Annotated in this window: 20 protein-coding genes; 13 read left to right on the plus strand and 7 right to left on the minus strand. The window is 70.4% G+C overall.

Features of this window, described 5'->3' with window-relative positions; translation table 11 throughout:
- The first annotated feature begins 66 nt into the window (after positions 1–66).
- The 4 genes from IH68_RS0109555 to IH68_RS0109570 all read left to right on the plus strand — a co-directional run bounded on the left by IH68_RS0109555 (position 67) and on the right by IH68_RS0109570 (position 3,944).
- On the plus strand, positions 67–969 hold the full coding sequence (locus tag IH68_RS0109555) for an ABC transporter permease (protein WP_030931447.1): 903 nt from the start codon (positions 67–69) through the stop codon (positions 967–969).
- On the plus strand, positions 942–1,682 hold the full coding sequence (locus tag IH68_RS0109560) for an ABC transporter ATP-binding protein (protein WP_030931450.1): 741 nt from the start codon (positions 942–944) through the stop codon (positions 1,680–1,682). The genes IH68_RS0109555 and IH68_RS0109560 overlap by 28 nt, the downstream gene beginning before the upstream one ends.
- 43 nt (positions 1,683–1,725) lie before the next feature.
- Positions 1,726–2,748, plus strand: a complete 1,023-nt coding sequence (locus IH68_RS0109565) for an ABC transporter substrate-binding protein (protein WP_030931453.1) — start codon at positions 1,726–1,728, stop codon at positions 2,746–2,748.
- A 110-nt stretch (positions 2,749–2,858) separates the two neighbouring features.
- Positions 2,859–3,944, plus strand: a complete 1,086-nt coding sequence (locus IH68_RS0109570; RefSeq protein WP_030931457.1) for an NAD(P)-binding domain-containing protein — start codon at positions 2,859–2,861, stop codon at positions 3,942–3,944.
- A gap of 15 nt (positions 3,945–3,959) precedes the next feature.
- Here the strand turns inward: IH68_RS0109570 and mltG are convergent, their stop codons facing one another.
- Together mltG and IH68_RS0109580 are read right to left on the minus strand one after the other, a co-directional pair.
- Positions 3,960–4,940 carry an endolytic transglycosylase MltG gene (gene mltG, locus IH68_RS0109575; RefSeq protein WP_078912386.1) on the minus strand — a complete coding sequence of 327 codons (981 nt, stop codon included), beginning with the start codon at positions 4,938–4,940 and terminating at the stop codon, positions 3,960–3,962.
- A gap of 43 nt (positions 4,941–4,983) precedes the next feature.
- Entirely contained in the window at positions 4,984–6,795 is a 1,812-nt protein-coding gene (locus IH68_RS0109580; RefSeq protein ID WP_030931462.1) for an ABC transporter ATP-binding protein, read from the minus strand.
- A gap of 93 nt (positions 6,796–6,888) precedes the next feature.
- On the opposite strand from IH68_RS0109580, the gene IH68_RS0109585 reads away from it, so the two are divergent.
- The gene (locus IH68_RS0109585; RefSeq protein ID WP_030931465.1) at positions 6,889–7,341 is read left to right on the plus strand and encodes a MarR family winged helix-turn-helix transcriptional regulator; all 453 of its coding nucleotides are present in this window, start codon (positions 6,889–6,891) and stop codon (positions 7,339–7,341) included.
- A gap of 166 nt (positions 7,342–7,507) precedes the next feature.
- On the opposite strand, the gene IH68_RS0109590 is transcribed toward IH68_RS0109585, so the two are convergent.
- The 3 genes from IH68_RS0109590 to IH68_RS0109600 all read right to left on the minus strand — a co-directional run bounded on the left by IH68_RS0109590 (position 7,508) and on the right by IH68_RS0109600 (position 11,398).
- Complete coding sequence (locus IH68_RS0109590) at positions 7,508–8,839, minus strand: cation:dicarboxylate symporter family transporter (RefSeq protein ID WP_030931468.1); 1,332 nt, start codon at positions 8,837–8,839, stop codon at positions 7,508–7,510.
- 168 nt (positions 8,840–9,007) lie between these two features.
- On the minus strand, positions 9,008–10,603 hold the full coding sequence (locus IH68_RS0109595; protein ID WP_234341300.1) for a peptide-N4-asparagine amidase: 1,596 nt from the start codon (positions 10,601–10,603) through the stop codon (positions 9,008–9,010).
- Between the two features lie 57 nt (positions 10,604–10,660).
- Positions 10,661–11,398, minus strand: a complete 738-nt coding sequence (locus tag IH68_RS0109600) for a L,D-transpeptidase family protein (protein WP_030931475.1) — start codon at positions 11,396–11,398, stop codon at positions 10,661–10,663.
- 135 nt (positions 11,399–11,533) lie between these two features.
- Here IH68_RS0109600 and IH68_RS0109605 point away from each other — a divergent pair, with 135 nt between their 5' ends.
- Both IH68_RS0109605 and IH68_RS0109610 read left to right on the plus strand, forming a co-directional pair.
- On the plus strand, positions 11,534–13,339 hold the full coding sequence (locus IH68_RS0109605) for an ABC transporter transmembrane domain-containing protein (RefSeq protein ID WP_030931478.1): 1,806 nt from the start codon (positions 11,534–11,536) through the stop codon (positions 13,337–13,339).
- Positions 13,336–15,117: an ABC transporter ATP-binding protein gene (locus IH68_RS0109610; RefSeq protein ID WP_030931481.1), complete on the plus strand. Its 1,782-nt coding sequence runs from the start codon at positions 13,336–13,338 to the stop codon at positions 15,115–15,117. The genes IH68_RS0109605 and IH68_RS0109610 overlap by 4 nt, the downstream gene beginning before the upstream one ends.
- Before the next feature lie 48 nt (positions 15,118–15,165).
- Here the strand turns inward: IH68_RS0109610 and IH68_RS49700 are convergent, their stop codons facing one another.
- On the minus strand, positions 15,166–15,675 hold the full coding sequence (locus tag IH68_RS49700; protein WP_063763505.1) for a hypothetical protein: 510 nt from the start codon (positions 15,673–15,675) through the stop codon (positions 15,166–15,168).
- 98 nt (positions 15,676–15,773) lie between these two features.
- Here IH68_RS49700 and IH68_RS0109620 point away from each other — a divergent pair, with 98 nt between their 5' ends.
- The 5 genes from IH68_RS0109620 to IH68_RS0109640 all read left to right on the plus strand — a co-directional run bounded on the left by IH68_RS0109620 (position 15,774) and on the right by IH68_RS0109640 (position 18,598).
- On the plus strand, positions 15,774–16,379 hold the full coding sequence (locus tag IH68_RS0109620; RefSeq protein WP_030931497.1) for an RNA polymerase sigma factor: 606 nt from the start codon (positions 15,774–15,776) through the stop codon (positions 16,377–16,379).
- Positions 16,366–17,010: a hypothetical protein gene (locus tag IH68_RS51690; protein WP_030931501.1), complete on the plus strand. Its 645-nt coding sequence runs from the start codon at positions 16,366–16,368 to the stop codon at positions 17,008–17,010. Before IH68_RS0109620 ends, IH68_RS51690 begins: the two co-directional genes overlap by 14 nt.
- Positions 17,011–17,255: 245 nt before the next feature.
- A complete protein-coding gene (locus IH68_RS0109630; RefSeq protein WP_030931504.1) occupies positions 17,256–17,726 on the plus strand; it encodes a DUF5709 domain-containing protein in 471 nt (156 codons plus the stop codon).
- A 29-nt stretch (positions 17,727–17,755) separates the two neighbouring features.
- Positions 17,756–18,019, plus strand: a complete 264-nt coding sequence (locus tag IH68_RS0109635; protein ID WP_030931507.1) for a type B 50S ribosomal protein L31 — start codon at positions 17,756–17,758, stop codon at positions 18,017–18,019.
- Positions 18,020–18,118: 99 nt separating this feature from the next.
- Positions 18,119–18,598, plus strand: coding sequence for a carboxymuconolactone decarboxylase family protein (locus IH68_RS0109640; RefSeq protein WP_030931510.1), 480 nt, complete (start codon positions 18,119–18,121; stop codon positions 18,596–18,598).
- A gap of 64 nt (positions 18,599–18,662) precedes the next feature.
- Here the strand turns inward: IH68_RS0109640 and IH68_RS0109645 are convergent, their stop codons facing one another.
- A complete protein-coding gene (locus IH68_RS0109645) occupies positions 18,663–19,457 on the minus strand; it encodes a metal-dependent hydrolase (protein WP_030931513.1) in 795 nt (264 codons plus the stop codon).
- A gap of 145 nt (positions 19,458–19,602) precedes the next feature.
- Between IH68_RS0109645 and IH68_RS0109650 the strand changes: the two genes are divergently transcribed.
- Positions 19,603–22,116 (plus strand): DEAD/DEAH box helicase, encoded by a 2,514-nt coding sequence (locus IH68_RS0109650; protein ID WP_030931516.1) that lies wholly within the window; start codon positions 19,603–19,605, stop codon positions 22,114–22,116.
- Positions 22,117–22,135: the final 19 nt, after the last annotated feature.

A 22,135-nucleotide genomic window follows, 5' to 3' on the forward strand; every position in this document is an offset into this window, starting at 1 on the left:
GTGACGTGGCGGCGCTGAGGCGCGTACCCCCTCCCTCACCGGACGCTCTCCTCCCATGGAGCACCCATGAGCATCAGCCATGCCCCGCCCGGCTCCTCCGAACCCGATATTTCCTCTATATCCACATCGAAGGGAGTCGATGTCGACTCCCGCGACTCCGCGTCCCTCGAGCTCACCCCCATCGTCCCCGCGTCCACCCGCCGCACCCGCGTCCCGCGCTGGCTGCGCCGCACGGCAGGCCCCCTCCTGCTGCTCGCCGTGTGGCAACTCCTCAGCTCCACCGGTGTGTTGGCGTCGGACGTCCTCGCCTCGCCCGGCCGGATCGCGCAGGTCGCCGGGGATCTGATCGGCGACGGTTCGCTGGCCTCCGCCATGGGCACCTCGCTGCAGCGCGTGGCGTTCGGGCTGCTGCTGGGCACTGTCGTCGGGACCGGACTCGCCCTGGTCTCGGGCCTGTTCAGGATCGGCGAGGATCTGGTGGATGCGCCGGTGCAGATGCTGCGGACCGTGCCGTTCGTGGGTCTGATCCCGCTGTTCATCATCTGGTTCGGCATCGGCGAGGCCCCGAAGGTCGCCATCATCACCCTCGGCGTGACCTTCCCGCTCTATCTCAACGTGTACGCCGGAATCCGCGGCGTGGACGCCCAGTTGATCGAGGCCGGGGAGTCCCTGGGCCTGTCCCGCTGGGGGCTCGTGCGGCATGTCGTGCTGCCGGGAGCCCTGCCCGGCGCGCTGACCGGGCTGCGCTACTCCCTCGGCATCGCCTGGCTGGCGCTGGTCTTCGCCGAGCAGGTCAACGCCGACTCCGGCATCGGCTTCCTGATGGTGCAGGCGCGCGACTTCCTGCAAACCGACGTGATCGTGGTCTGCCTGATCGTCTACGCCTTCCTCGGCCTGCTGGCCGACTTCATCGTCCGCTCCCTCGAAAGGCTGCTGCTGCAATGGCGACCGACGTTCACCGGCCGGTGATCCCGCAGACCGCGGTACGGGTCGAGGGGCTGACCCGCTCCTTCGACGGTCGTGCCGTCATCGACAACCTCCAACTCGACGTGCGCCCGGGCGAGTTCGTCGCCCTGCTCGGCCGCAGCGGCTGCGGCAAATCCACCCTGCTGCGCATCCTGGCGGGCCTCGACCGCGACATCGAGGGCACCGTCCTGGTGCCGCGCCGCAAGGCCGTCGCCTTCCAGGCACCACGGCTGATGCCCTGGAAGAAGGTGTGGCGCAACGTCCTGCTCGGACTGCCCGGCAAACCCGCACGCGCCGTCGCCGAACAGGCCCTGGACGAGGTCGGCCTGAGCCACCGCTCCGGCGCATGGCCCAAGACCCTCTCCGGCGGCGAGGCCCAGCGCGCCTCCCTCGCACGGGCGTTGGTCCGTGAACCCGATCTGCTGCTGCTCGACGAGCCGTTCGGCGCGCTCGACGCGCTCACCCGCATCAAGGCACAGCGCCTGGTGGGCGAGTTGTGGCAGCGCCGGGGCTGCGCGGTGCTGCTGGTCACACACGACGTCGAGGAGGCCGTCCTGCTCGCCGACCGCGTCCTGGTGATGGACGACGGCGTCATCGCGCACGAGCAGGAGATCGATCTCGAGCGGCCGCGCGACATCACCGACCCCCGGTTCGCCGAGCTGCGCGCCGGGCTGCTGGAACGGCTCGGCGTCGACACCGCCGCCGAAGCCGCCTGAACTCCCTTTCCGCCAACCTCAGTTGCACAGAACGGATCCACCCATGCGACGACGTCTCGCCCCTGCCGCGCTGCTCCTCCCCTTCGCTCTCCTGCTCACCGCCTGCGGCGGGAACTCGTCCGCGAGCACGGGGACCGGCACCGACGGCAAGGGCTCCCTCACCCTCAACGTAGGGGATCAGAAGGGCGGTTCCGAGGCCATCCTGCGGGCCGCCGGAGAGCTCAAGAACCTCGACTACAAGATCAAGTGGTCCACCTTCACCTCCGGCCCGCCGCTGCTGGAGGCCGTCAACGCCAAGGCCGTCGACATCGGCGGCGTCGGCAACACCCCGCCGGTCTTCGCGGCCGGCGCGGGCTCGAAGATCACGGTCGTGGCCGCCTTCCACGGCACCTCCAAGGGCGACGCCATCCTCGTACCCAACGACTCGAAGCTGTCCAGGCCCCAGGACCTCAGGGGCAAGTCGGTCGCCGTGGCGCAGGGTTCGTCCGCCAACTACCAGCTGGTCGCCTCCCTCAAGGCGGCCGGGCTCAGCCTGAGCGACGTCAAGGTCAAGTATCTGCAGCCGGCCGACGCGCTGGCCGCGTTCACCTCCGGCAAGGTGGACGCCTGGGCGGTGTGGGACCCGTACACCTCGCAGATCCTGCAGGCCAAGCAGGGCCGCGTCCTCACCACCGGCGACGGCGTCACCAACGGCCTGACCTTCCAGGTGGCAGCGCCGAGTGCGTTGCAGGACAAGAAGAAGGCCGCCGCCATCAAGGACTATCTGGAGCGGCTGCGGCGGGCCACGGCGTGGGTCTACGGCCACCAGGAGGAGTGGGCGAAGGTCTGGGCGAAGGACACCGGGCTGCCGTACGAGGTGGCGCTGGCCTCGGTGCGGCGCACCAACGCCACCCGGATCTCGGTCGCAGTCGACAAGCCGCTCATCGCCTCCGAGCAGCAGATCGCCGACGCCTTCACCGACTTGAAGCTCATCCCCAAGAAGGTCGACTTCGCCGACTTCGTGGACACCCGGTACAACGGCAGGCTGCCTGCCTCGACCACGCCCGCCCGGGCGTCCGAGGGCTGAGCGCCTCACACTCTCCCGGGCCCCGACCCCTCGTTGCGGGCGGGCGGTGATTCGGCACACCACGGACCCGCCGCGGGAAGATCCACGGCTTCCGCGCGGTTGGTGGAAACGTGAACGATGCGCGCGAGGTCGAGGTAGTCGTCGTGGGCGCTGGTCAGGCGGGTCTGTCCAGCGCCTACCACCTGCGGCGCACCGGTTTCGAGCCGGGGCGCGACTTCGTGGTGCTCGACCACTCCCCCGGACCGGGCGGCGCCTGGCAGTTCCGGTGGCCGTCGCTGACGTACGGCAAGGTGCACGGTATGCATGCGCTGCCGGGCATGGAGCTGACCGACGCCGATCCGGCGCGGGCCTCGTCCGAGGTGATCACCGAGTACTTCGCCTCGTACGAGCGCACCTTCGACCTGCGGGTTCGCCGGCCCGTCGATGTGCGTGCCGTGCGGGAGGGCGTGGGCGGGCGGTTGCTCGTCGAGACCTCGGACGGCGACTGGTCGACGCGGGCTCTGATCAACGCGACCGGTACCTGGGACCGTCCGTTCTGGCCGCGCTATCCCGGTCAGGAGAGCTTCCGGGGGCGGCAGTTGCACACGGCGCAGTACCCCGGGCCCGAGGCGTTCGCCGGGCAGCGGGTGGTCGTGGTCGGCGGTGGCGCCTCGGGTACGCAGCATCTGCTGGAGATCGCCCCGTATGCGGCTGCCACCACCTGGGTGACCAGGCGGCCGCCGGTCTTCCGTGAGGGCCCCTTCACCGAGGACGTGGGGCGGGCGGCCGTCGCGCTCGTCGAGGAGCGGGTGCGGCAGGGGCTGCCGCCGAGGAGTGTCGTCTCGGTCACCGGACTGCCGCTGAGCGACGCGGTCCGGCAGGGCATCGCGGACGGGGTTCTCGACCGCCGGCCCATGTTCGACCGGATCGCACCGGACGGGGTGGAGTGGAACGACGGGCAGCGGGTGGAGGCCGACGTCATTCTGTGGGCCACAGGGTTCCGGGCGGCCATCGACCATCTGCGGCCGCTGCGGCTGCGCGAGCCGGGCGGCGGGATCCGCGTCGAGGGCACGCGTGCGGCCGCCGATCCGCGGGTCCATCTCGTCGGCTATGGCCCCTCGGCCAGCACCATCGGCGCCAACCGGGCGGGCCGGGCGGCCGTACGGGACATCCGGCGGCTGCTGGCGGGGCAGCCCACCGAGCCCGTCGCCGCCTGACGACCGCCCCGCAGGCTACTTCGTGGCCTGCGGTGCGGGGGTGTTCTGCGGGATGGGGCTGTTCTGCTGCGCCGGGCTTTTCTGCTGGGCGGGGGCGTTCTGCTGGGCCGGGCTTTTCTGCGGGATGGGGCTGTTCTGCTGGGCTGGGCTGTTGTGCTGGGTTGGGCTGTTCTGCTGAGCGTTGAACTCGGCCACATTGCGCTGGTGCTCGGCGAAGTCTGCGGTGAAGCGGGTGTCGCCCGGCCTGACCGTGACGAAGTACAGCCAGTCGCCCGCGGGTGGGTTGATCGTGGCGCGCATCGCCTCCTCGCCCGGGTTGTCGATCGGCGTCGGGGGCAGGCCCATCCGCTGGTAGGAGTTGTAGGGGCTGGTGAGCTTCGTGTCGTCGGCGCTGGTCTTCAGGGTGGCGCGCTTGAGGGCGTAGTTGAGGGTGGAGTCCATCTGCAGCGGCATCCCGCGCTCGAGCCGGTTGAAGACGACCCGCGCCACCTTGCCCATGTCGGCCTTCGAGGCGGCCTCGGCCTGCACGATGCTCGCGACGGTGACCGCCTGGTAGACGTTCATCGCGTTGCGCTGCGCGCCGGCCGCGACCGGCGCGCCGTTGAACTTCTTGTTGGCGGTGTTGACCATGAACGACAGCAGCGACTCGGGCGTCGTCTTCTTCGTGACGGGATAGGTCGCGGGGAAGAGGTAGCCCTCCGGGTTGCCCGCCGCGTCCCTCGGCAGCTTCAGGCGGGCCTTCGCGAGGGCCTTCTCGGTGCTGCCGGCGGGCAGGGTGAGGGCCTTGTCGACGGCGTCGTAGACCTGACTCGCGCGCCAGCCCTCCGGGATCACCAGGGAGGCGGGCTTGGCGTCCTCCACGCCGTGCCGCACGGTCAGCAGCGGTACGACCACGGCGGCACCGGCCACCACGGCTCCGGTCGCGAGGAGGATGAGGACGAGTCGGCCCCGGCGCGTCAGTCGAATCGTGCCCCGTGGCGGAGTGTTCTGATGCATGCGGGCACGGTAACCCGCATATCACCATAAACCCGACAGATCTTCAGCCTGTCGGTTCCAGTTGGGCATCCCGGCGTACGAGGGCCGCATACCGCCCGTCCTGATCCAGCAGTTCTTCGTGCGTGCCCCGTTCGGCCACGCGGCCGGAGTCGAGGACCACGATCTGGTCGGCGTCACGGACGGTCGAGAGGCGGTGCGCGATGGTGAGTGTGGTGCGGTTGGCCGACAGGGCGTCGATGGCCTCCTGGACGGCCGCTTCGGTGCGGTTGTCCAGGGCGCTGGTCGCCTCGTCGAGGATCAGCACCGGCGGGTCGCGCAGGATCGTGCGGGCTATCGCCAGGCGCTGCTTCTCGCCGCCGGAGAAGCGGTGGCCGCGCTCGCCGACGACCGTGTCGTACCCGTCGGGCAGCGACGCGATGTGGTCGTGGATCTGGGCGGCCCTGGCCGCCGCGTGGAGCTCCTCGTCGGTGGCGTCCGGCTTGGCGAAGCGCAGGTTCTCGGCCACCGAGGCGTGGAAGAGGTACGTCTCCTGGGAGACGACGCCGACCGCGCGGGCGAGGGTGTCGAAGTCGAGGTCGCGGACGTCGACGCCGTCGAGGGTGACCCGGCCGCCGGTGATGTCGTAGAGCCGGGGTACCAGATAGCCGAGCGTCGACTTGCCGGCGCCGGTGGGGCCGACGACCGCGAGGCTGCTGCCCGCGGGGACGGTGACGTCGATGCCGTCGAGGGTGGGGCCCCTCTTGTCGTCGTCCTTGTCGTAGCGGAACTCGACGTCCTCGAAGCGGACCTCGCCCTTGATCCGGTCGAGGTGGACCGGGTTCTCCCGCTCGGTGATGTCGATGGGCAGGTCGAGGTATTCGAAGATGCGCTGGAAGAGCGCGAGCGAGCTCTGGATCTGCACGCCGGTCGACAGCAGGCTGACCGCCGGACGGAACAGGCCCTGCTGGAGCGAGACGAAGGCGACGATGGTGCCGATGGAGATGTCGGGGCCGCCCGCCTGCAGGGCGATGCCCGCTGTCCAGTAGATGACGGCCGGCATGGCGGCCATGACGATCGTGATGACGGCCATGCGCCAGCGGCCGGACATGTTCGACCGCACTTCGAGCTCGACCAGGTCCTCGGACTCCTCGGCGAAGGACTTCGTCAGCGAGTCGGAGCGGCCCATGGTGCGGCCCAGCAGGATGCCGCTGACGGAGAGCGACTCGGTGACCGTGGCGGCCATGGCGGCCATCTGCTTCTGGCGCTCGGTGGTGATCTTCTTGCGTTCCCTGCCGACGCGGCGGCTGATCCACACGAAGACCGGGAGCAGGAGCAGCGAGACGACGGTCAGTCGCCAGTCGAGGGCAATCATCGCGACGATCGTGGCGACCACGCTGGTCAGGTTGGAGACCAGAGAGGTGGCGGTGGAGGTGACGGTGGCCTGCATGCCGCCGATGTCGTTGGCTATGCGGGACTGGACCTCGCCGGTGCGGGTGCGTGTGAAGAACGCGAGCGACATGCGCTGCAGTCGGCCGTAGACGGCGGTGCGCAGGTCGTGCATGACGCGCTGGCCGACCGTCGTGGAGATCAGGGTCTGCAGCACGCCGAAGACGCTGGTGAGGACGGCGCTGAGGATCATGCCGAGCGCGAGCAGGCTGAGCAGGCCGGTGCGGCCCTGGGGGATCGCGACGTCGAGGGTCGCCTTCAGCAGGAAGGGCGTGGCGACGGAGACCAGCGAGGCGGCGCCGACCAGCAGGCCGACGACGGCGAGACGGGCGCGGTAGGGGCGGAAGAGTCTCAGGATGCGGCGCACCTGCCGGGGTTGCTCCTTGGCATCGGCCGGCGGTGTCCAGCGGGGTTCTCGATCGGGATGCAATGGACTCCTAGGGAGTGAGGTGGCGAAGACTGGCGGAGCTTAGCTCATTGTTACCTATGCTCACAATGAATTAGGTCCTGATATTGTTCCCGTATGGCCACCCCCGATTCCGACAGCCTGCTCGCCGAGCAGCTGCTGCGGTTCACCCGCCGTGTGCACCGCATCCAGAAGCGGCACATCGAGCAGTGCGGCCTGGGCATCACCCCTGCCCAGTCCCGGCTGCTGCGCACACTGGCGCACTGGAGCTCACCGCCGCGCATGGCCGATCTGGCCGAGCGCCTGGAGGTGGTCCCCCGGGCCGTGACCACACTGGTCGACGGACTGGAGGCGAGCCGCAAGGTGCGGCGGGTGCCGGATCCGACCAACCGTCGGGTGATCCGGATCGAGCTCACGGACGACGGCCGCAAGGCGCTTCGCGATGTGCGCGGGGCACGCAGGTCCGCCGCGGCGGAGATCCTCGCCCCACTGAGCGATGATCAGCGTGTTGTCCTTGGCGGACTGCTGGACACGCTGGTGGACGGGGCGCCCGAGAGTCGCTGCGGGTAGGGGGCGAAACGGTACGCGGGCGGCTGCGGGTGTGCGGGGGTCGATCGCACCCACGCGGCGGAGCCGCAAATCGACACAGCCCCGCGCCCCTTTATTAAGGGGCGCGGGGAACTGCGCGATCAGCCACGAACCACCCGCAGCCGCCCGCGAAACAGGACGTCCCGGGCTACTGGGCGACAGGCACCGGCGCCTCCGTCTCGTCGGAGACAACCTCGCCGTCCAGCACCTTTTTCGCCCGCTCCACATCCAGCGCCCCCTCCCAACGGGAGACGGCGAAGACGGCGACACAGTTGCCGAGCAGGTTCGTCACCACACGCATCGAGTCCATGATCCGGTCCACGCCCAGCAGCAGCGCCACCGCTCCGGCCGGGATGGCCCCCAGCGAGGAGGCGGTCGCGGACAGGGCGAGGAAGGCGGAGCCGGGGATGCCCGCCATGCCCTTGCTGGTCAGCATCAGCACCAGGACGACGGTGATCTGCTGGCCCAGACTGAGGTCGACGCCGACGGCCTGGGCGATGAACAGTGTGCCGATGGAGAGGTAGAGCGAGGCTCCGTCGAGGTTGAAGGAGTAGCCGGTGGGCAGCACCAGGCCCACCGCGTCGTCGCGGGCGCCGGCCTTGCGCAGCTTCTGCATCACCCGCGGCATGACCGACTCGGTGGACGCGGTGCCGAGGGCGAGGAGCATCTCCTCACGGATGTAGCGGAGGAACTTCCACAGGCTCAACCCGGTGACCATGCGCAGGGCTACGGCGAGCAGGGCGACGAAGAGCGCGGCGGCGACGTAGCACAGGATGATCAGCTTGGCGTAGGTCTCGATCACGCCGAGTCCGTACTGGCCGATCAGGACGGCCATCGCGCCGAACACCGCGATCGGGGCCAGCCGCATCACGAAGCCGACGATCGCGAAGATGATCTCCTGGGCCTGCTCGATGGCGGGCAGCACCTGGGGCACCTTGGTGTGGCCGAGGTGCAGCAGCGCGGCGCCCACCAGGCAGGCCAGGATGAGCACTTGGAGCAGGGAGTTCTCGGCGAAGGCGCCGATGAAACTGGTGGGCAGCGCATTGACGATGAACTCGGTCGTCGAGGGCAGCGCGCCGCCGCCCGTCTTCGCGTCGACCGCCTTGGTGCTCAGCGTGGAGGGGTCGACATGCATGCCCGAGCCGGGCTGGACAACGTTGGCGGCGACCAGGCCGATGATCAGCGCGGCGGTGCTGGCGACCTCGAACCAGATCAGGGCCTTGAGCCCGATCCGGCCGAAGGCCTTGAGGTCACCGGCCTTGGCGATGCCGACGACGACCACGCAGAACACCAGCGGCGAGATGATCGTCTTGATGAGCCGGGTGAAACCGTCGCCGAGCGGCTGGAGATCCGCGGCGAAGCCGGGCCACAGCTTCCCGACGGCGATTCCGAGTACGAGCGCGCAGAGGACCTGCACGAAGAGAGAGGTACGCAGTATGCGTGCGACGCGTCGCGGGGCGGAGGGGACGGACGGCGGCACGGGCACTCCTAGTGGGGACGTCAACCACACAGAAGCCGTGGGGACTTCTGCGATACGGAAAGCGGCTTCCGTGACGATCACTTTTGCGCTCCGGATGATCCCTCCCGCAACCTCTGTGTTGCGGACATGTAAATCACGGTCCGTGTGACGCATCGCACACAACTGGCCTCAGCAGCCGTCCCGATCCTCCGTCAGCACCCCCTGAACGGTCGTCAGGGAGTGGTCGTAGCAGCCCGCCGAGCCGTACAGCCGGTAGCGCTCGCTCGTCGTGCCGACCGCATGCCGCTGGTCGCGCGGGACGCCCGTCGTGTACGTGGCGTCACCGGTGACCGTGTCGTCCAGCTGCGACCAGCCCGTCCGCCGGCCACCGCGCGTCTCGACGACGGCGGCACGGTCGCCGAGGGTCAGCACGGTACGCAGCCGGGCGTCGTCGCCGATCGTGGTCGAGCCGTTCATCGTGTACGTGCGGTGGGTGAGCGTCGTGCGGGCTGGTCCCCGCCCGTCGACGGTGACCGACTCGTCGTCGGTCCATTTGGCGTCGAGCCCGTCCACGTTCTCGCCGTCGGTCCACCGGTGGGTGGAGGTGTTGGCGAGCGTACGGCTGACCGTGGTGGCCACCCGCCCGTGCGAGGTGTCGACATATCCGGAGACGGTCAGCCGGTGACCGGCCTCGGTGTCCACCCTCTCCGGTGAACCGGCCGTATACGTCGAGGAGTTCGCGAGCTCGCCCGCCCGGTCCACGGTGAGCTTCCCGGGCACGTGCGCCCGCCCGGCGTCCTGCCACACCAGCACATCGACCGGCGCGCTCCAGCCGCTCTGCCCCTCGGGCACGCCCACGACCGAGACGTCGACCTTGTGCGGGCGGCCGTCGTTGAGCAGCCCCGCGAAGGGTGTCAGGTCGTATTCGATCGGCTTGACGTCGAAGGCGCGCGGTGCCGGAACGACGTACCAGAGGAAGGGGTTGGACCAGCCCCCGGTCCACACGTGCGGGAAAGGCGCGGCGATTCCCGCCAGTTGGCCGTCGACCCTGATCTGCACCTCGCGGTACGGTCCGCCGTCGGCCTGGCAGGAGTACGGCGCCTTGTCGGGCACCGCCAGGTACCAGAACTCCTCGCAGCCGCCGCCCGATCCGGTGGCGTACACCTCGGCGAGGATGCGTTCGCTGTTGCGCGGGGTGGTGAGGGTGTTGCCGTCGCCGAGGGTGAGGACCTTGTCCGCGGGCGCTGCGGCCGGCTTGCCCCGGTAGAAGGTCAGTGTGACCTTGACGTCGAGCACGCCGGTGTAGGTGTCGTCGACGACGTTCCCGATGAGCATCTCGACGTCCTGGCTGCTGCGGAAGGTGTCGCTGTAGCGGGTGACGTCCTTCTCGACGGACCACGCGATGCCGTCGGGCGAGGGCTCAGGGGTGGAGGTGCGGAGGATCTCGACTCCGCCGACGTGCAGATAGCCGAGCCGGTCGAACTGCCGCCCCTTGACCTTGCCGTCGAGGCGCAGCACCACCTTGCTCCAGCGGTCGCCACAGCCCTTGGGCGGTGTGTACGTTCCCTTGTAGGGGGTGAAGTCCTTGAACTGCGCCTCGGCGAGCGTGACTTGGCAGGACTTGCCGACCGGTCCCCCGACGGGCGGAGCCGCCGTCACCGGGTCGTGCCAGTCGGTGCCGAACTCGCCGGGCACTTCGGCGGCGCGCGCCGGCCCCGCCCCGAGGAGGGTGCTCGCCAGGAGGGTCGCTCCGGCGAGCATGGACATGACGATCCGTCTCTTCATGGCCGGTGTTCTACGGGGAGTTGGCACCTGGTGGCAATGAGGCCTCCGGCAGAAAGGCTAGGCCTCCAGGTCCGCCCTGTCCCCCATCACCACCACGGGATGCCGGTCCGGGTCGAGCGTGCGCAGCAGGTACTCCATCGCCGCCTTGGACAGGCTGACGCAGGCCGACGTACCGCTGCCGTGGTCCATGTGCAGCCAGATGCTGCCGCCCTTTGCGTCACCTTCGGGGCGGGTCGCGTCGTTGGGCGCGGCGCCCTTGACTCGGTTGTAGTCGATGGCGATGACGTAGTCGAAGTCGTGCCAGTGCGATGCGGCCCACCGGCGCGGGGCCGCGAAGGACGCGTCGCGCGTGTACGGGAGCCGGGCGCCGGGGTCGGGCAGGACGCCGCCCGCGTCGGTGAGGGTGAACACGCCGACGGGGCTGCGCCGGTCGCCCTCGTGATGGTCGGTCGTCCAGCCCTTCTTGCCGTTGTGCGCCGGCCAGCTGCGGGTCCGCTCCCAGGACGAACCGTGCTTCGTGTACAGCACGACCGTGGAGGCCGCGGAGTCCCTGCCCGCGCCGTAGACCGCCACGACCTGACGGGAGTTCGCGGGAATCCGGTGTCGCAGGCGGTCGCCGACGCCGGGGATGGGGGTGCTCTCGGCGGTACGCGCGCGCGTGGCGGCCGTATTGCCGGCGGCTCCTGCCTCTGCGGTGCTGTTGCCCTGCGCGCCGCCGCACGCGGTCAAGGCCGTCAGAAGGGCTCCCAGGGCCGCCGCCGCGGCCGCCGCACGCGGTGCGCCGATCTTTCGCATCGCCCCATTCTGTACGGCTCCGCGGAAAACCGCTTGCTTCCGACCACGCTGCGACGCGAACCTGTCACGGTTTGCTGCCGCCGTTCGCGGCTCCCCCCACACCCCCTGACACGAGCCACTGGGACGTCAGTCGTCATGCAGATTCAAGACCTTCCGTATCCCGACCCGGGTGTGCCGGACGCACGCTCCGGTCCCCGATTCCTGTGGTGGCTGGGCCGTAACCAACTGGGCGGTCAGTTCAAGTCGCTGGCCTGGGGCCTGCTGCACTTCGCGTCGGTCTCGGCGCTGCCCTTCTGTGTCGGCACGGCCATCCAGGCCGTCGTCGAAGGCTCGGGCACCCGACTGGCCCTCGCGGGCGCCCTGTTGGCGCTGGCGGGCTTCGGCACCGCACTCGGTGACACGTTCCTGCACCGTGCCGCGGTCACCAACTGGATCACGGCCGCCGCCCGCGTCCAGCAGCTACTCGCCCGCAAGGCCTCGGTGCTGGGTTCGGCGCTGACGCGGCGCGTCGCGGCCGGCGAGGTCGTGGCCGTCTCCACCGGTGACGTCGAGAAGATCGGCTGGTTCGTGGAGGCCGTCTCCCGGTTCACCGCGGCGGCCCTCACCGTCGTGCTGGTCTGCGTCGCCCTGCTCGTCTACCAGCCGGCACTCGGCGTGCTCGTCGCCGCGGGCCTGCCCCTGCTGGCGATCGCGGTGCTGCCGCTGCTGCCCCGGGCGACCCGACGGGCCGATTTCCAGCGCGAGAAGGCGGGCCGGGCCACCGAACTGGCCTCGGACACCGTCGCCGGACTGCGCGTGCTGCGCGGCATCGGCGGCGAGGAGCTGTTCCTCGACCGCTACCGCCGAGCCTCCCAGGAGGTCCGTCACGCGGCCGTGCGCAGCGCACGCATGTGGTCCCTGATCTCCGCGATCCAGGTGCTGCTGCCGGGCCTGCTGATGGTCGCGGTCGTCTGGTACGGCGTCCACCTGGCCCGCCAGGGCCGCATCACCGTCGGCGAACTGGTCACCGTCTACAGCTCGGTGATGGTCCTGACATATCCCTTGCGGCACTTCGAGGAGATCGCCATGGCGTACTCCTTCTCGCGGCCCTCCGCCAAGCGGGCGGCGCGGGTGCTGTCGCTGGAACGGGCCACGGACACCGAGGGCTCACGCACGGCCGACGTCCCCTCCGGGGACCTGTACGACCCGGCGACCGGTCTGCTCGCCCCCGCGGGCCGGCTGACCGCCGTGGTGTGCGGCGACCCGGACGCGGCGGGCCTGCTCGCCGAACGGCTGGGTGGACACCCCGCCGAGCAGGGCACCTCCGTCCTGCTGGGCGGCGTACCCCTCGACGAGCTGCCGCTGGACACGGCCCGCAAGGCGGTGCTCGTCCAGGACAAGGACCCGGTGCTGCTGTCCGGTTCGCTGCGCGAGCTGCTCGACGTGCCCGCTTCGGGCCACGTCGCCGCCGCCGACGCGCTGGCGGCCGCGCAGTGCGAGGACGTCCTGGAGGCGCTCGCCCAGGGGTCGCTGGACGCCACGGACCCGATGGACACGCGGATCACCGAACGCGGACGCTCGCTGTCCGGCGGGCAGCGACAGCGGCTCGCGCTGGCCCGGTCCCTGATCACCGACCCGGAGGTGCTCGTCCTGGACGAGCCGACCTCGGCCGTCGACTCGCACACCGAGGCGCGGATCGCGGAGGGGGTACACGCGCTTCGGGAGGGGCGCACGACGGTGGTGTTCACCTCCTCTCCGCTGCTCCTGGACCACGCGGACCGGGTCGTCCTTGTCCACGAGGGCGAGGTCGCCGCGGTGGGCGTGCACCGCGAACTGGTGCACACCGAGCCCCGCTACCGGGCCGTGGTGACCCGGGAGACCGAGGACGAGGCCGCCCTGAACGGCGCACTCGAAGAAGACGACGTCCTGAAAGAACTGGCAGAGATCGAGGAGACAGCATGATCGGCGTGGCGCCACCGGCGTACGACCCGGCGGCCCCGACGACGGCGCACACCCTGCCCGTCGGCGCCCCCGCGACCGTACGCGCCTATGTGGCCGAGCTGTTCCGCCGGCACCGCCGTGCCTTCCTGGCCCTGATCGCCGTGAACACGGCAGCCGTGCTCGCCTCGATGGCGGGCCCATGGCTGCTGGGCGACCTGGTCGAGCGGGTGTCGGACAACGCACGGCAGCTTCATCTGCCGCTCACCGTCTCGCTGTTCGTCCTCGCGCTGCTCGTCCAGGCCGTCTTCGTGCGACAGGTGCGGCTGCGGGGGGCGATGCTCGGCGAGCGGATGCTGGCCGATCTGCGCGAGGACTTCCTCGTACGGTCGGTCGGTCTGCCGCCGGGCGTCCTGGAGCGGGCGGGCACGGGCGACCTGCTGTCCCGGATCACGACGGACATCGACCGGCTCGCCAACGCCATGCGCGAGGCGGTACCGCAGCTGGCGATCGGCGTGGTGTGGGCGGTGCTGCTGCTCGGCGGTCTCGTCGTGACGGTGCCACCGCTGGCGCCCGCCGTGCTGGTCGCCGTGCCGCTGCTGGTGGCCGGCTGCCGCTGGTACTTCAAGCGGGCGCCGTCCGGCTACCGCTCGGAGGCCGCCGGGTACGCGGCCGTGGCCGCCGCCCTCGCCGAGACGGTCGACGCCGGGCGCACCGTGGAGGCCCACCGCCTCGGCGAACGCCGCATCGAACTGTCCGAGCGCCGGGTGAAGGAATGGACCGCTTGGGAGAACTACACGCTCTGGCTGCGGTCCGTGCTCTTCCCCGTCATCAACCTCACCCATGTGACCGTGCTCGCCTCGGTGTTGATGATCGGCGGCGTGTTCGTCCTGCAGGGCTGGATCGGGGTGGGCCAGCTGACGACGGGCGCGCTGATCGCGCAGATGCTCGTCGACCCGGTGAACCTGATCCTGCGCTGGTACGACGAGCTGCAGGTGGCTCAGGTGTCGCTGGCCCGGCTGGTCGGCGTGCGGGACATCGAACCGGACGCCGGCGAGGAGTCGCTGGCCCCGGACGGGCGCGACGTGCACGCGGACCGGGTGCACTTCGGCTACCGCGAGGGCGTGGACGTGCTCCGCAAGGTGTCCCTGCAGGTCGCACCCGGCACCCGGCTGGCGCTGGTCGGCCCCTCGGGCGCGGGCAAGTCCACGCTGGGCAGGCTGCTCGCCGGGATCTACGCACCGCGGGAGGGGCGCATCACCCTCGGCGGCGCCGAGCTGTCCCGGATGCCCGCCGAGCGCGTCCGCTCCCATGTGGCCCTCGTCAACCAGGAGCACCACGTCTTCGTGGGGTCCCTGCGCGACAACCTCCTGCTGGCCCGGACGAGTGCCGGAGATGCCGAGCTGTGGGCGGCCCTGGGCGCGGTCGACGCCGACGGATGGGCACGTGCCCTGGACGACGGTCTGGACACGGAGGTCGGCTCGGGCGGGCTTGCGCTCACCCCGGCCCAGGCCCAGCAGATCGCGCTGGCCCGACTGGTGCTGGCGGACCCGCACACGCTGGTCCTGGACGAGGCGACCTCGCTCCTGGACCCGCGTGCGGCACGCCACCTGGAGCGCTCCCTGGCCCGCGTTCTGGACGGCCGCACGGTGGTCGCCATCGCCCACCGGCTGCACACCGCCCATGACGCCGATGTGATCGCCGTCGTCGAGAACGGCCGCATCAGCGAGCTCGGCAGCCACGACGAGCTGGTCGCGGCGCAGGGCGCGTATGCGGCGCTGTGGCGGTCCTGGCACGGGTGAGCGTTCCCGGCCCGGTCGGAGGCCGCCGTACGGCGGTCCCCGGCCGGGTCAGTACCCGTAGCCACCGCTGCCGCTGCTGTTCGACGCCGGGACGGCCTTCTTGATCGCCGTGCCCTTGGCGTTCAGGACGTACCAGACCTTGTCGATGCCCTGCCCCTTCAGATCGCCGGCCTTCCGGTCCTTGGCGTAGTAGTACAACGGATGTCCGGCGTACGTGACCTGGGCCTTTGCCGCCCCCTTCGTGTGGCCGATCAGGTTCGCTTCGACGCCTGCGCCTGCGTGCGGCTTGCCCTCCATGTGCGGCCACAGCTTCATGCAGGTGGCGTCACAGTTCATCGAGTTGGTGTTCTTGCCGTCCGCGGTGAACAGGTACAGCGTGCGTCCGCCGCCGTCGACGAGGATGTCGCCCACCGGTGAGTGGCTCGCCCTGATCGTCGAGGTGTCCATGGTGGCCGCTGCCGGGCGGGGGCTGTGGGCGCTGCCGCCCCCGCCGCCGCAGCCGGCGAGCGCCAGACCTGCGAGTGCCATCCCCGCCACGGTGATCCTGCTTCGCCTCATGGTCTCTCCGTCCCTTCTGACGGAGGTTGTACGGGCGAGCGATGTGGACGGATTGGGGTGGATTGCGGTCAATCCTTTCGGTGCTCCCGTGCGTACATATGAACGTGGAGCTGTTCCCGCGTGCCGACCGGGTCGACGACGCCGCGCTCGTCGCCGGATTCGCGCTGGGCGACGAGCAGGCGGCTGCCGCCTTCGTGCGCCGCTTCCAGGACGCGGTCTACGGGCTGGCGCTGTCGGTGACCCGTGATCCGGTACTCGCCGAGGACGTGAGCCAGGAGGTGTTCGTACGGGCCTGGCGGGCCGCGGGGAACTACGACCCCCGGCGGGGCTCGGCGCTCACCTGGCTGCTGACCATCACCCGCAACGCCGCGATCGACGCCGTGCGGGCGCGGCGCTCCACTCCCGTCCTGGCCGAGACCATGGAGCGACTCCTGGACGTGACCCTGCGGGCCGAGAACGACTCCGCCGGCACGGAGCGACTCGCCCTGATCGCCCTGGAGAGCGAGCGGGCCCTCGACCGGCTGCGGGCCCTGCCGGTCGAGCAGGCCCGGGCGGTGGCGCTCGCCGTGCTCGGCGGCTGCACCGCCGCCGAGGTGGGTCGGCACGAGCGCATCCCCCTGGGCACCGCCAAGACCCGCATCCGCACCGGCCTGCGCAGGCTGCGCGACGCACTGAAGGAGGGAAGCCGCGATGGAACACCCTGACGAGGACGAACTGACCGCCCTGGCTCTCGGCACCCTCCCCGGCGAACCGGCGGAGTTGCTGCGCCACCTCACCGTCTGCGCCACCTGCCGCAGGGCCTACGACGACCTGTCGGCGGCCGTCGACGCGGTGCTGCCCGCGGCTCCTGCGGTCGCGGCCCCGCCCGGCTTCGACGCCCGGGTCCTCGACCGCCTGGACCTGCGCCGCCCCTCCCCCGCCCGCCGGCGCCGCCGGACCCCGCTGCTGGTCGCCGCTGCCGCCGCGGCCGGGCTGTGCCTGGGCACGGCCGGCACCGCACTCCTGCACCACGAGTCCGCCCCGGTCCAGGTGACGGCGAGTGACCACGGAGGTCTGCTGCTCACCGGCTCGGGGGCGCGGGTGGGCACCGTCGAACCGAGCCGGGCCGGGAACGAGCACGTCTTGGTCATGCAGATCACGGCCGGCCGGCCCGGCACCCACTACACCTGCCGGCTCCTGCTCAAGGACGGCTCCTCCCGCAACGCCGGCCAGTGGTGGATGCCGGCGTCCGGCCGGGCCACCTGGATCGCGTACGGGTCGGCCGGCACGATCGACCGCGTCGATCTGGTGACGGACGACGGCCACGTCTGGTCATCGGCCGTGCTGCGCAGCTGACGTCGGCCCCGCCCCGCGACTCTCGGGCATGCCCCACAGAGCGGCTTCCCCCTGCGCTGCGTACCTCCCTGGTGCCGTGCCGTTGCGCAGTCCCGAACAGGGGTGGAAGGCTGGATATCGGCACCGGCTCGGGGAGCGCCCTGGGACCGACAAGTCCCCTCGGGCGCAGCCTGTGCTCCGCGTCACGGCGCACCGAAGCCCCGCGCGGTGAGAAACGGGCCCGTCCCCACCACCTGGAGGTACCCGTGAACAGCGCCGACGGATGGGGAGACGACGTCTACCAGCCCGACGGATCCGAGATCCAGGAGGACTCCGGGCTGCTCGACGTGGAGGACACCCTGGTCGACGACGGCGTCGACGACCCCCTCGACCGGGGCTGGTCCCCTCCGGACCGACCATGGGCAGTGGAGCGCGCCGATGTGACGGCGGCGGAGCGGCAGCACGGGGAGACCCTGGACCAGCGGCTCGCCGAGGAACTGCCGGACCTTGTGATGCCCGACACCGACGGCATCGGCGACTGCGAGGGCACCGACGGGGAACTCCTGGACAACGAGGTCGGCGCCGCTCGCTCCGGCCGTCTCGTGGCACCGGACGAGGGCGCGCACGAGGACGAGGAGAGCGCCCTGGTCGCCCGGGACGTCGGCATCGACGGCGCGGCGGCCTCCGCCGAGGAAGCGGCCATGCACATCGTCGACGAGGACGCCCTGTCCGGCTGACCAGCCGCCGACCAGCCAAGGAGCACCGTATGCAGCAGGACAAGCACCCCGACTACCACCAGGTCGTCTTCCGCGACCGTGCCGCAGGCTACGCCTTCCTGACCCGGTCCACCGCGACCAGCGACCAGACCATCGAGTGGGACGACGGAGAGACATATCCGGTGGTGGACGTGGAGATCTCCTCCGAGAGCCACCCGTTCTACACCGGCAAGGCACGGACCGTGGACACGGAGGGGCGTATCGCCCAGTTCGAGCGGCGCTACGGCTCAGGGGCGGGCGGCCAGGGCACCTGAGAACCCGACCGGAAAATTCATGGCGTTCGGCGGTCACATCCGCCCCCCGGGATCCGTCAGCCCAACGAAAGCATCCCGAGGATTGTGGAAGGAAACGCCATGACCACGCAGTCGCGCCTGCCCAACCCGCTCAAGCTGGTCCCCGAGTTCGGTCCGGTCAACGGAGCCCTGTTCAAGGCCACCGGCAACGGCTCGATCCCACAGACCACCATCAGCCTGCTGCAACTGCGCGCCGGCCAGCTGGTCGGAAACACCTACCTGACGTCCCTGCACACCGGCAACCTGCGCAAGGCGGGCGAGTCCGACGAGCGGATCATGGGCGTGGCGACCTGGCAGGACGCCCACTGCTTCACCGACGCCGAGCGGGTCGCTCTCGCCCTGGTCGAGGCGGTGCTCACCCCGAACCCGCACGGTGAGCGAGTCTCCGACGAGCTGTACGCGGAGGCCGCCAAGCACTACGAGGAGAAGGCCCTGGTCACCCTGACGATCTCCATCTGCCAGGTCTTCTTCTACATCCCGCTCGCCGTGATCGGCCGGCCACTGCCCGGTGTGTCCCCGGCCGAGCAGTGGAGGGACTGACCTGGGGCAGGCACGCGGAGTGGGCCCGTGGCCGTCCGGACCTCACCCCTGCGGGCGGGCTCTCTCAGATGAAGTTCAACGCCGCCGCGCAGCCCACCCCGCCCAGCAGCATGAACACCGGCATCAGCACCTTGAGCTCGACCCAGCTGCCGGCCCGGAACCGCATGACCTTCGGCGGGCCGATCGGGTACCAGCGCTTACGGCCCACCGGTATCGGCCACAGGATCGGGCAGCCGGAGACCGTCAGCGCGTCCCCGATGTCGTGGACTATCGCGCCCAGCACGATCGGCAGCCCCAGCCACAGGTACTGCTGGCCGGGCTGGGTGAACAGCCAGTCCGATCCGTTGCCCGGCTTGTCCAGGATGCCGGCGAGGATCCAGGCGCTGGTCGCGGCCAGCAGCCACACCAGCACGTCGCTGCTGGAGCCGCGGGCCGCCCGCCACAACAGGCCCTCGATGGCCAGCACCATGTGGACGAAGAGGATGGCCAGCACCGCCCAGCGGCCACCGGTGATGGCGGCGACCGACGTACCCGCACCGATCAGGACCGCCCACAGCCAGGTGTGGGTGAGGGTGCGGTGGCCGCCGGAGCGGCGCGGGTCGCCCTGCTTCCTCGTCGCCTTGTAGACGGCGTAGGAGAGCTTGTCGACGATCTCGCACAGCCCGCGCGAGAGGGGGCCGAAGGCCCTGGAGATGGTGGCCGCCTTGTGGTCCAGATCCGGGGCGAGAGCGGCTCCGGCGCAGATCAGAGCGCCGACCAGGATGACCGGCCAGGGCATCGGGTGCCCGGTCGCCGCGGCCGCCGCACCGACGCCGAGCCAGGCGGCAGCGCCCGACAGTGAGTGTGCTGGTCCCATCATGGCCGTTCCCCGCCCCATTCCTCTTGTGCCGCTGTCCAGTTGACCGGGTGCGCTGACGCTCCGTCGGCGACACAGCGTACTGGTCGTGATCTTCCTGCCGACAGCCGATTCCCCTATGGGGGAGGACGCCAGGCAAGATGGGTGCGTGACCCTCATCGATCAGCTGCCGCCGACCGCCGACCCCGACGCCCTCTACGAAGCCTTCGAGTCGTGGGCCCAGGAGCGAGGTCTCACCCTCTATCCCCATCAGGAGGAGGCGCTGATCGAGGTGGTCTCCGGTGCGAACGTGATCGTGTCGACGCCGACCGGCTCCGGCAAGAGCATGATCGCTGCCGGTGCGCACTTCGCCGCCCTGGCGCGGGACGAGGTCACCTTCTACACCGCTCCGATCAAGGCGCTCGTCTCGGAGAAGTTCTTCGAACTGTGCAAGATCTTCGGAACCGAGAACGTCGGCATGCTCACCGGCGACGCGTCCGTCAACTCGGACGCGCCCGTGATCTGCTGCACCGCCGAGGTCCTCGCCTCGATCGCACTGCGCGACGGCAAGGACGCGGACGTCGGCCAGGTCGTCATGGACGAGTTCCACTTCTATGCGGAGGGGGACCGCGGCTGGGCCTGGCAGATCCCGATCCTGGAGCTGCCCCAGGCGCAGTTCGTCCTGATGTCGGCCACGCTCGGCGACGTCTCGATGTTCGAGAAGGACCTCACCCGGCGCACCGGCCGCCCCACGTCGGTGGTCCGCTCGGCGACCCGCCCGGTCCCGCTGTCCTACGAATACCGGCTCACCCCGCTCACGGAGACGCTGACCGAGCTGCTGGAGACCCGGCAGGCGCCGGTCTACATCGTGCACTTCACGCAGGCGCAGGCCGTGGAGCGGGCGCAGGCCCTGATGAGCATCAACATGTCCACGCGGGAGGAGAAGGACAAGATCGCCGAGCTGATCGGCAACTTCCGCTTCACCACCAAGTTCGGCCGCAACCTCTCCCGCTATGTGCGGCACGGCATCGGCGTCCACCACGCCGGGATGCTGCCCAAGTACCGGCGCCTGGTGGAGAAGCTGGCGCAGGCCGGTCTGCTGAAGGTGATCTGCGGTACGGACACGCTCGGTGTGGGCGTCAACGTGCCCATCCGCACGGTGCTGTTCACGGCGCTGACGAAGTACGACGGCAGCCGTGTGCGCACGCTGCGCGCCCGTGAGTTCCACCAGATCGCCGGCCGTGCCGGGCGGGCCGGTTTCGACACGGCCGGCTTTGTCGTCGCCCAGGCCCCCGAACATGTCGTGGAGAACGAGAAGGCCCTTGCGAAGGCGGGCGACGACCCGAAGAAGCGCCGCAAGGTCGTCCGCAAGAAGGCGCCGGAGGGCTTCGTCGGGTGGACGGAGAACACCTTCGAGAAGCTCATTGCCTCCGATCCGGAGCCGCTGACCTCCCGCTTCCGGGTGACGCACACGATGCTGCTGTCGGTGATCGCCCGCCCGGGCAACGCCTTCGAGGCGATGCGCCATCTGCTGGAGGACAACCACGAGCCGCGCAAGCAGCAACTGCGGCACATCCGGCGGGCGATCGCCATCTACCGCTCGTTGCTGGACGGCGGCATCGTCGAGAAGCTCGACGAGCCGGACGCCACCGGCCGCATCGTCCGCCTCACTGTTGATCTGCAGCAGGACTTCGCGCTCAACCAGCCGCTGTCCACGTTCGCGCTCGCCGCATTCGAACTCCTCGAACCCGAATCGCCGTCCTACGCCCTGGACATGGTGTCCGTCGTCGAGTCGACGCTGGACGATCCGCGGCAGATCCTCGTCGCCCAGCAGAACAAGGCCAAGGGCGAGGCCGTGGCCGCGATGAAGGCGGACGGCGTCGAGTACGAGGAGCGCATGGAACGCCTCCAGGACATCAGCTACCCCAAGCCCCTGGAGGAGCTGCTCTTCCACGCCTACGACACCTACCGCAAGAGCCACCCGTGGGTGGGCGACCATCCGCTGTCGCCGAAGTCCGTCATCCGGGACATGTACGAACGGGCCATGTCCTTCACGGAGTTGGTGTCCTTCTACGAGCTGGCCCGCACCGAGGGCATCGTCCTGCGCTACCTCGCCAGCGCCTACAAGACCCTCGACCACAACATCCCCGACGACCTCAAGTCCGAGGACCTGCAGGACCTCATCGAGTGGCTCGGTGAGATGGTCCGCCAGGTCGACTCCAGCCTGCTGGACGAGTGGGAGCAGCTCGCCAACCCGGAGGAGATGACCGCCGAGGAGGCCCAGGAGAAGGCCGACGAGGTCAAGCCGGTCACCTCCAACGCCCGCGCCTTCCGGGTCCTGGTCCGCAACGCCATGTTCCGCCGGGTGGAGCTCGCCGCCCTCGACCAGGTCGAGGAACTGGGCGAGTTGGATGCCGACTCGGGCTGGGACGCCGACGCATGGGGCGAGGCGATGGACAAGTACTGGGACGAGTACGACGACCTGGGCACCGGCCCGGACGCCCGCGGCCCCAAGCTGCTGCTCATCGAGGAGGAGCCGGAGCACGGCCTGTGGCGCGTTCGCCAGATCTTCGCCGACCCGAACGGCGATCATGACTGGGGCATCAGCGCGGAGGTCGACCTCGCGGCCTCCGACACCGAGGGCCGGGCGGTCGTCCGCGTCACCGACGTCGGCCAGCTGTGAGCCGCGTCGTGAGTCAAGG

Origin of the sequence: Streptomyces sp. NRRL S-646 (genome assembly GCF_000720765.1) — a bacterium.
Taxonomy (GTDB): domain Bacteria; phylum Actinomycetota; class Actinomycetes; order Streptomycetales; family Streptomycetaceae; genus Streptomyces.

What these genes read in the sequence shown, in the direction of transcription:
- IH68_RS0109565 (WP_030931453.1), top strand. Translation starts at nt 1,726, where the DNA reads ATGCGACGACGTCTCGCCCCTGCCGCGCTGCTCCTCCCCTTCGCTCTC.
- IH68_RS0109595 (WP_234341300.1), bottom strand. Translation starts at nt 10,603, where the DNA reads ATGAAGAGACGGATCGTCATGTCCATGCTCGCCGGAGCGACCCTCCTG.
- IH68_RS51690 (WP_030931501.1), top strand. Translation starts at nt 16,366, where the DNA reads ATGGAACACCCTGACGAGGACGAACTGACCGCCCTGGCTCTCGGCACC.
- IH68_RS0109635 (WP_030931507.1), top strand. Translation starts at nt 17,756, where the DNA reads ATGCAGCAGGACAAGCACCCCGACTACCACCAGGTCGTCTTCCGCGAC.
- IH68_RS0109610 (WP_030931481.1), top strand. Translation starts at nt 13,336, where the DNA reads ATGATCGGCGTGGCGCCACCGGCGTACGACCCGGCGGCCCCGACGACG.
- mltG (WP_078912386.1), bottom strand. Translation starts at nt 4,940, where the DNA reads ATGCATCAGAACACTCCGCCACGGGGCACGATTCGACTGACGCGCCGG.
- IH68_RS0109620 (WP_030931497.1), top strand. Translation starts at nt 15,774, where the DNA reads ATGAACGTGGAGCTGTTCCCGCGTGCCGACCGGGTCGACGACGCCGCG.
- IH68_RS0109585 (WP_030931465.1), top strand. Translation starts at nt 6,889, where the DNA reads ATGGCCACCCCCGATTCCGACAGCCTGCTCGCCGAGCAGCTGCTGCGG.
- IH68_RS0109600 (WP_030931475.1), bottom strand. Translation starts at nt 11,398, where the DNA reads ATGCGAAAGATCGGCGCACCGCGTGCGGCGGCCGCGGCGGCGGCCCTG.
- IH68_RS0109560 (WP_030931450.1), top strand. Translation starts at nt 942, where the DNA reads ATGGCGACCGACGTTCACCGGCCGGTGATCCCGCAGACCGCGGTACGG.
- IH68_RS49700 (WP_063763505.1), bottom strand. Translation starts at nt 15,675, where the DNA reads ATGAGGCGAAGCAGGATCACCGTGGCGGGGATGGCACTCGCAGGTCTG.
- IH68_RS0109555 (WP_030931447.1), top strand. Translation starts at nt 67, where the DNA reads ATGAGCATCAGCCATGCCCCGCCCGGCTCCTCCGAACCCGATATTTCC.
- IH68_RS0109605 (WP_030931478.1), top strand. Translation starts at nt 11,534, where the DNA reads ATGCAGATTCAAGACCTTCCGTATCCCGACCCGGGTGTGCCGGACGCA.
- IH68_RS0109645 (WP_030931513.1), bottom strand. Translation starts at nt 19,457, where the DNA reads ATGATGGGACCAGCACACTCACTGTCGGGCGCTGCCGCCTGGCTCGGC.
- IH68_RS0109640 (WP_030931510.1), top strand. Translation starts at nt 18,119, where the DNA reads ATGACCACGCAGTCGCGCCTGCCCAACCCGCTCAAGCTGGTCCCCGAG.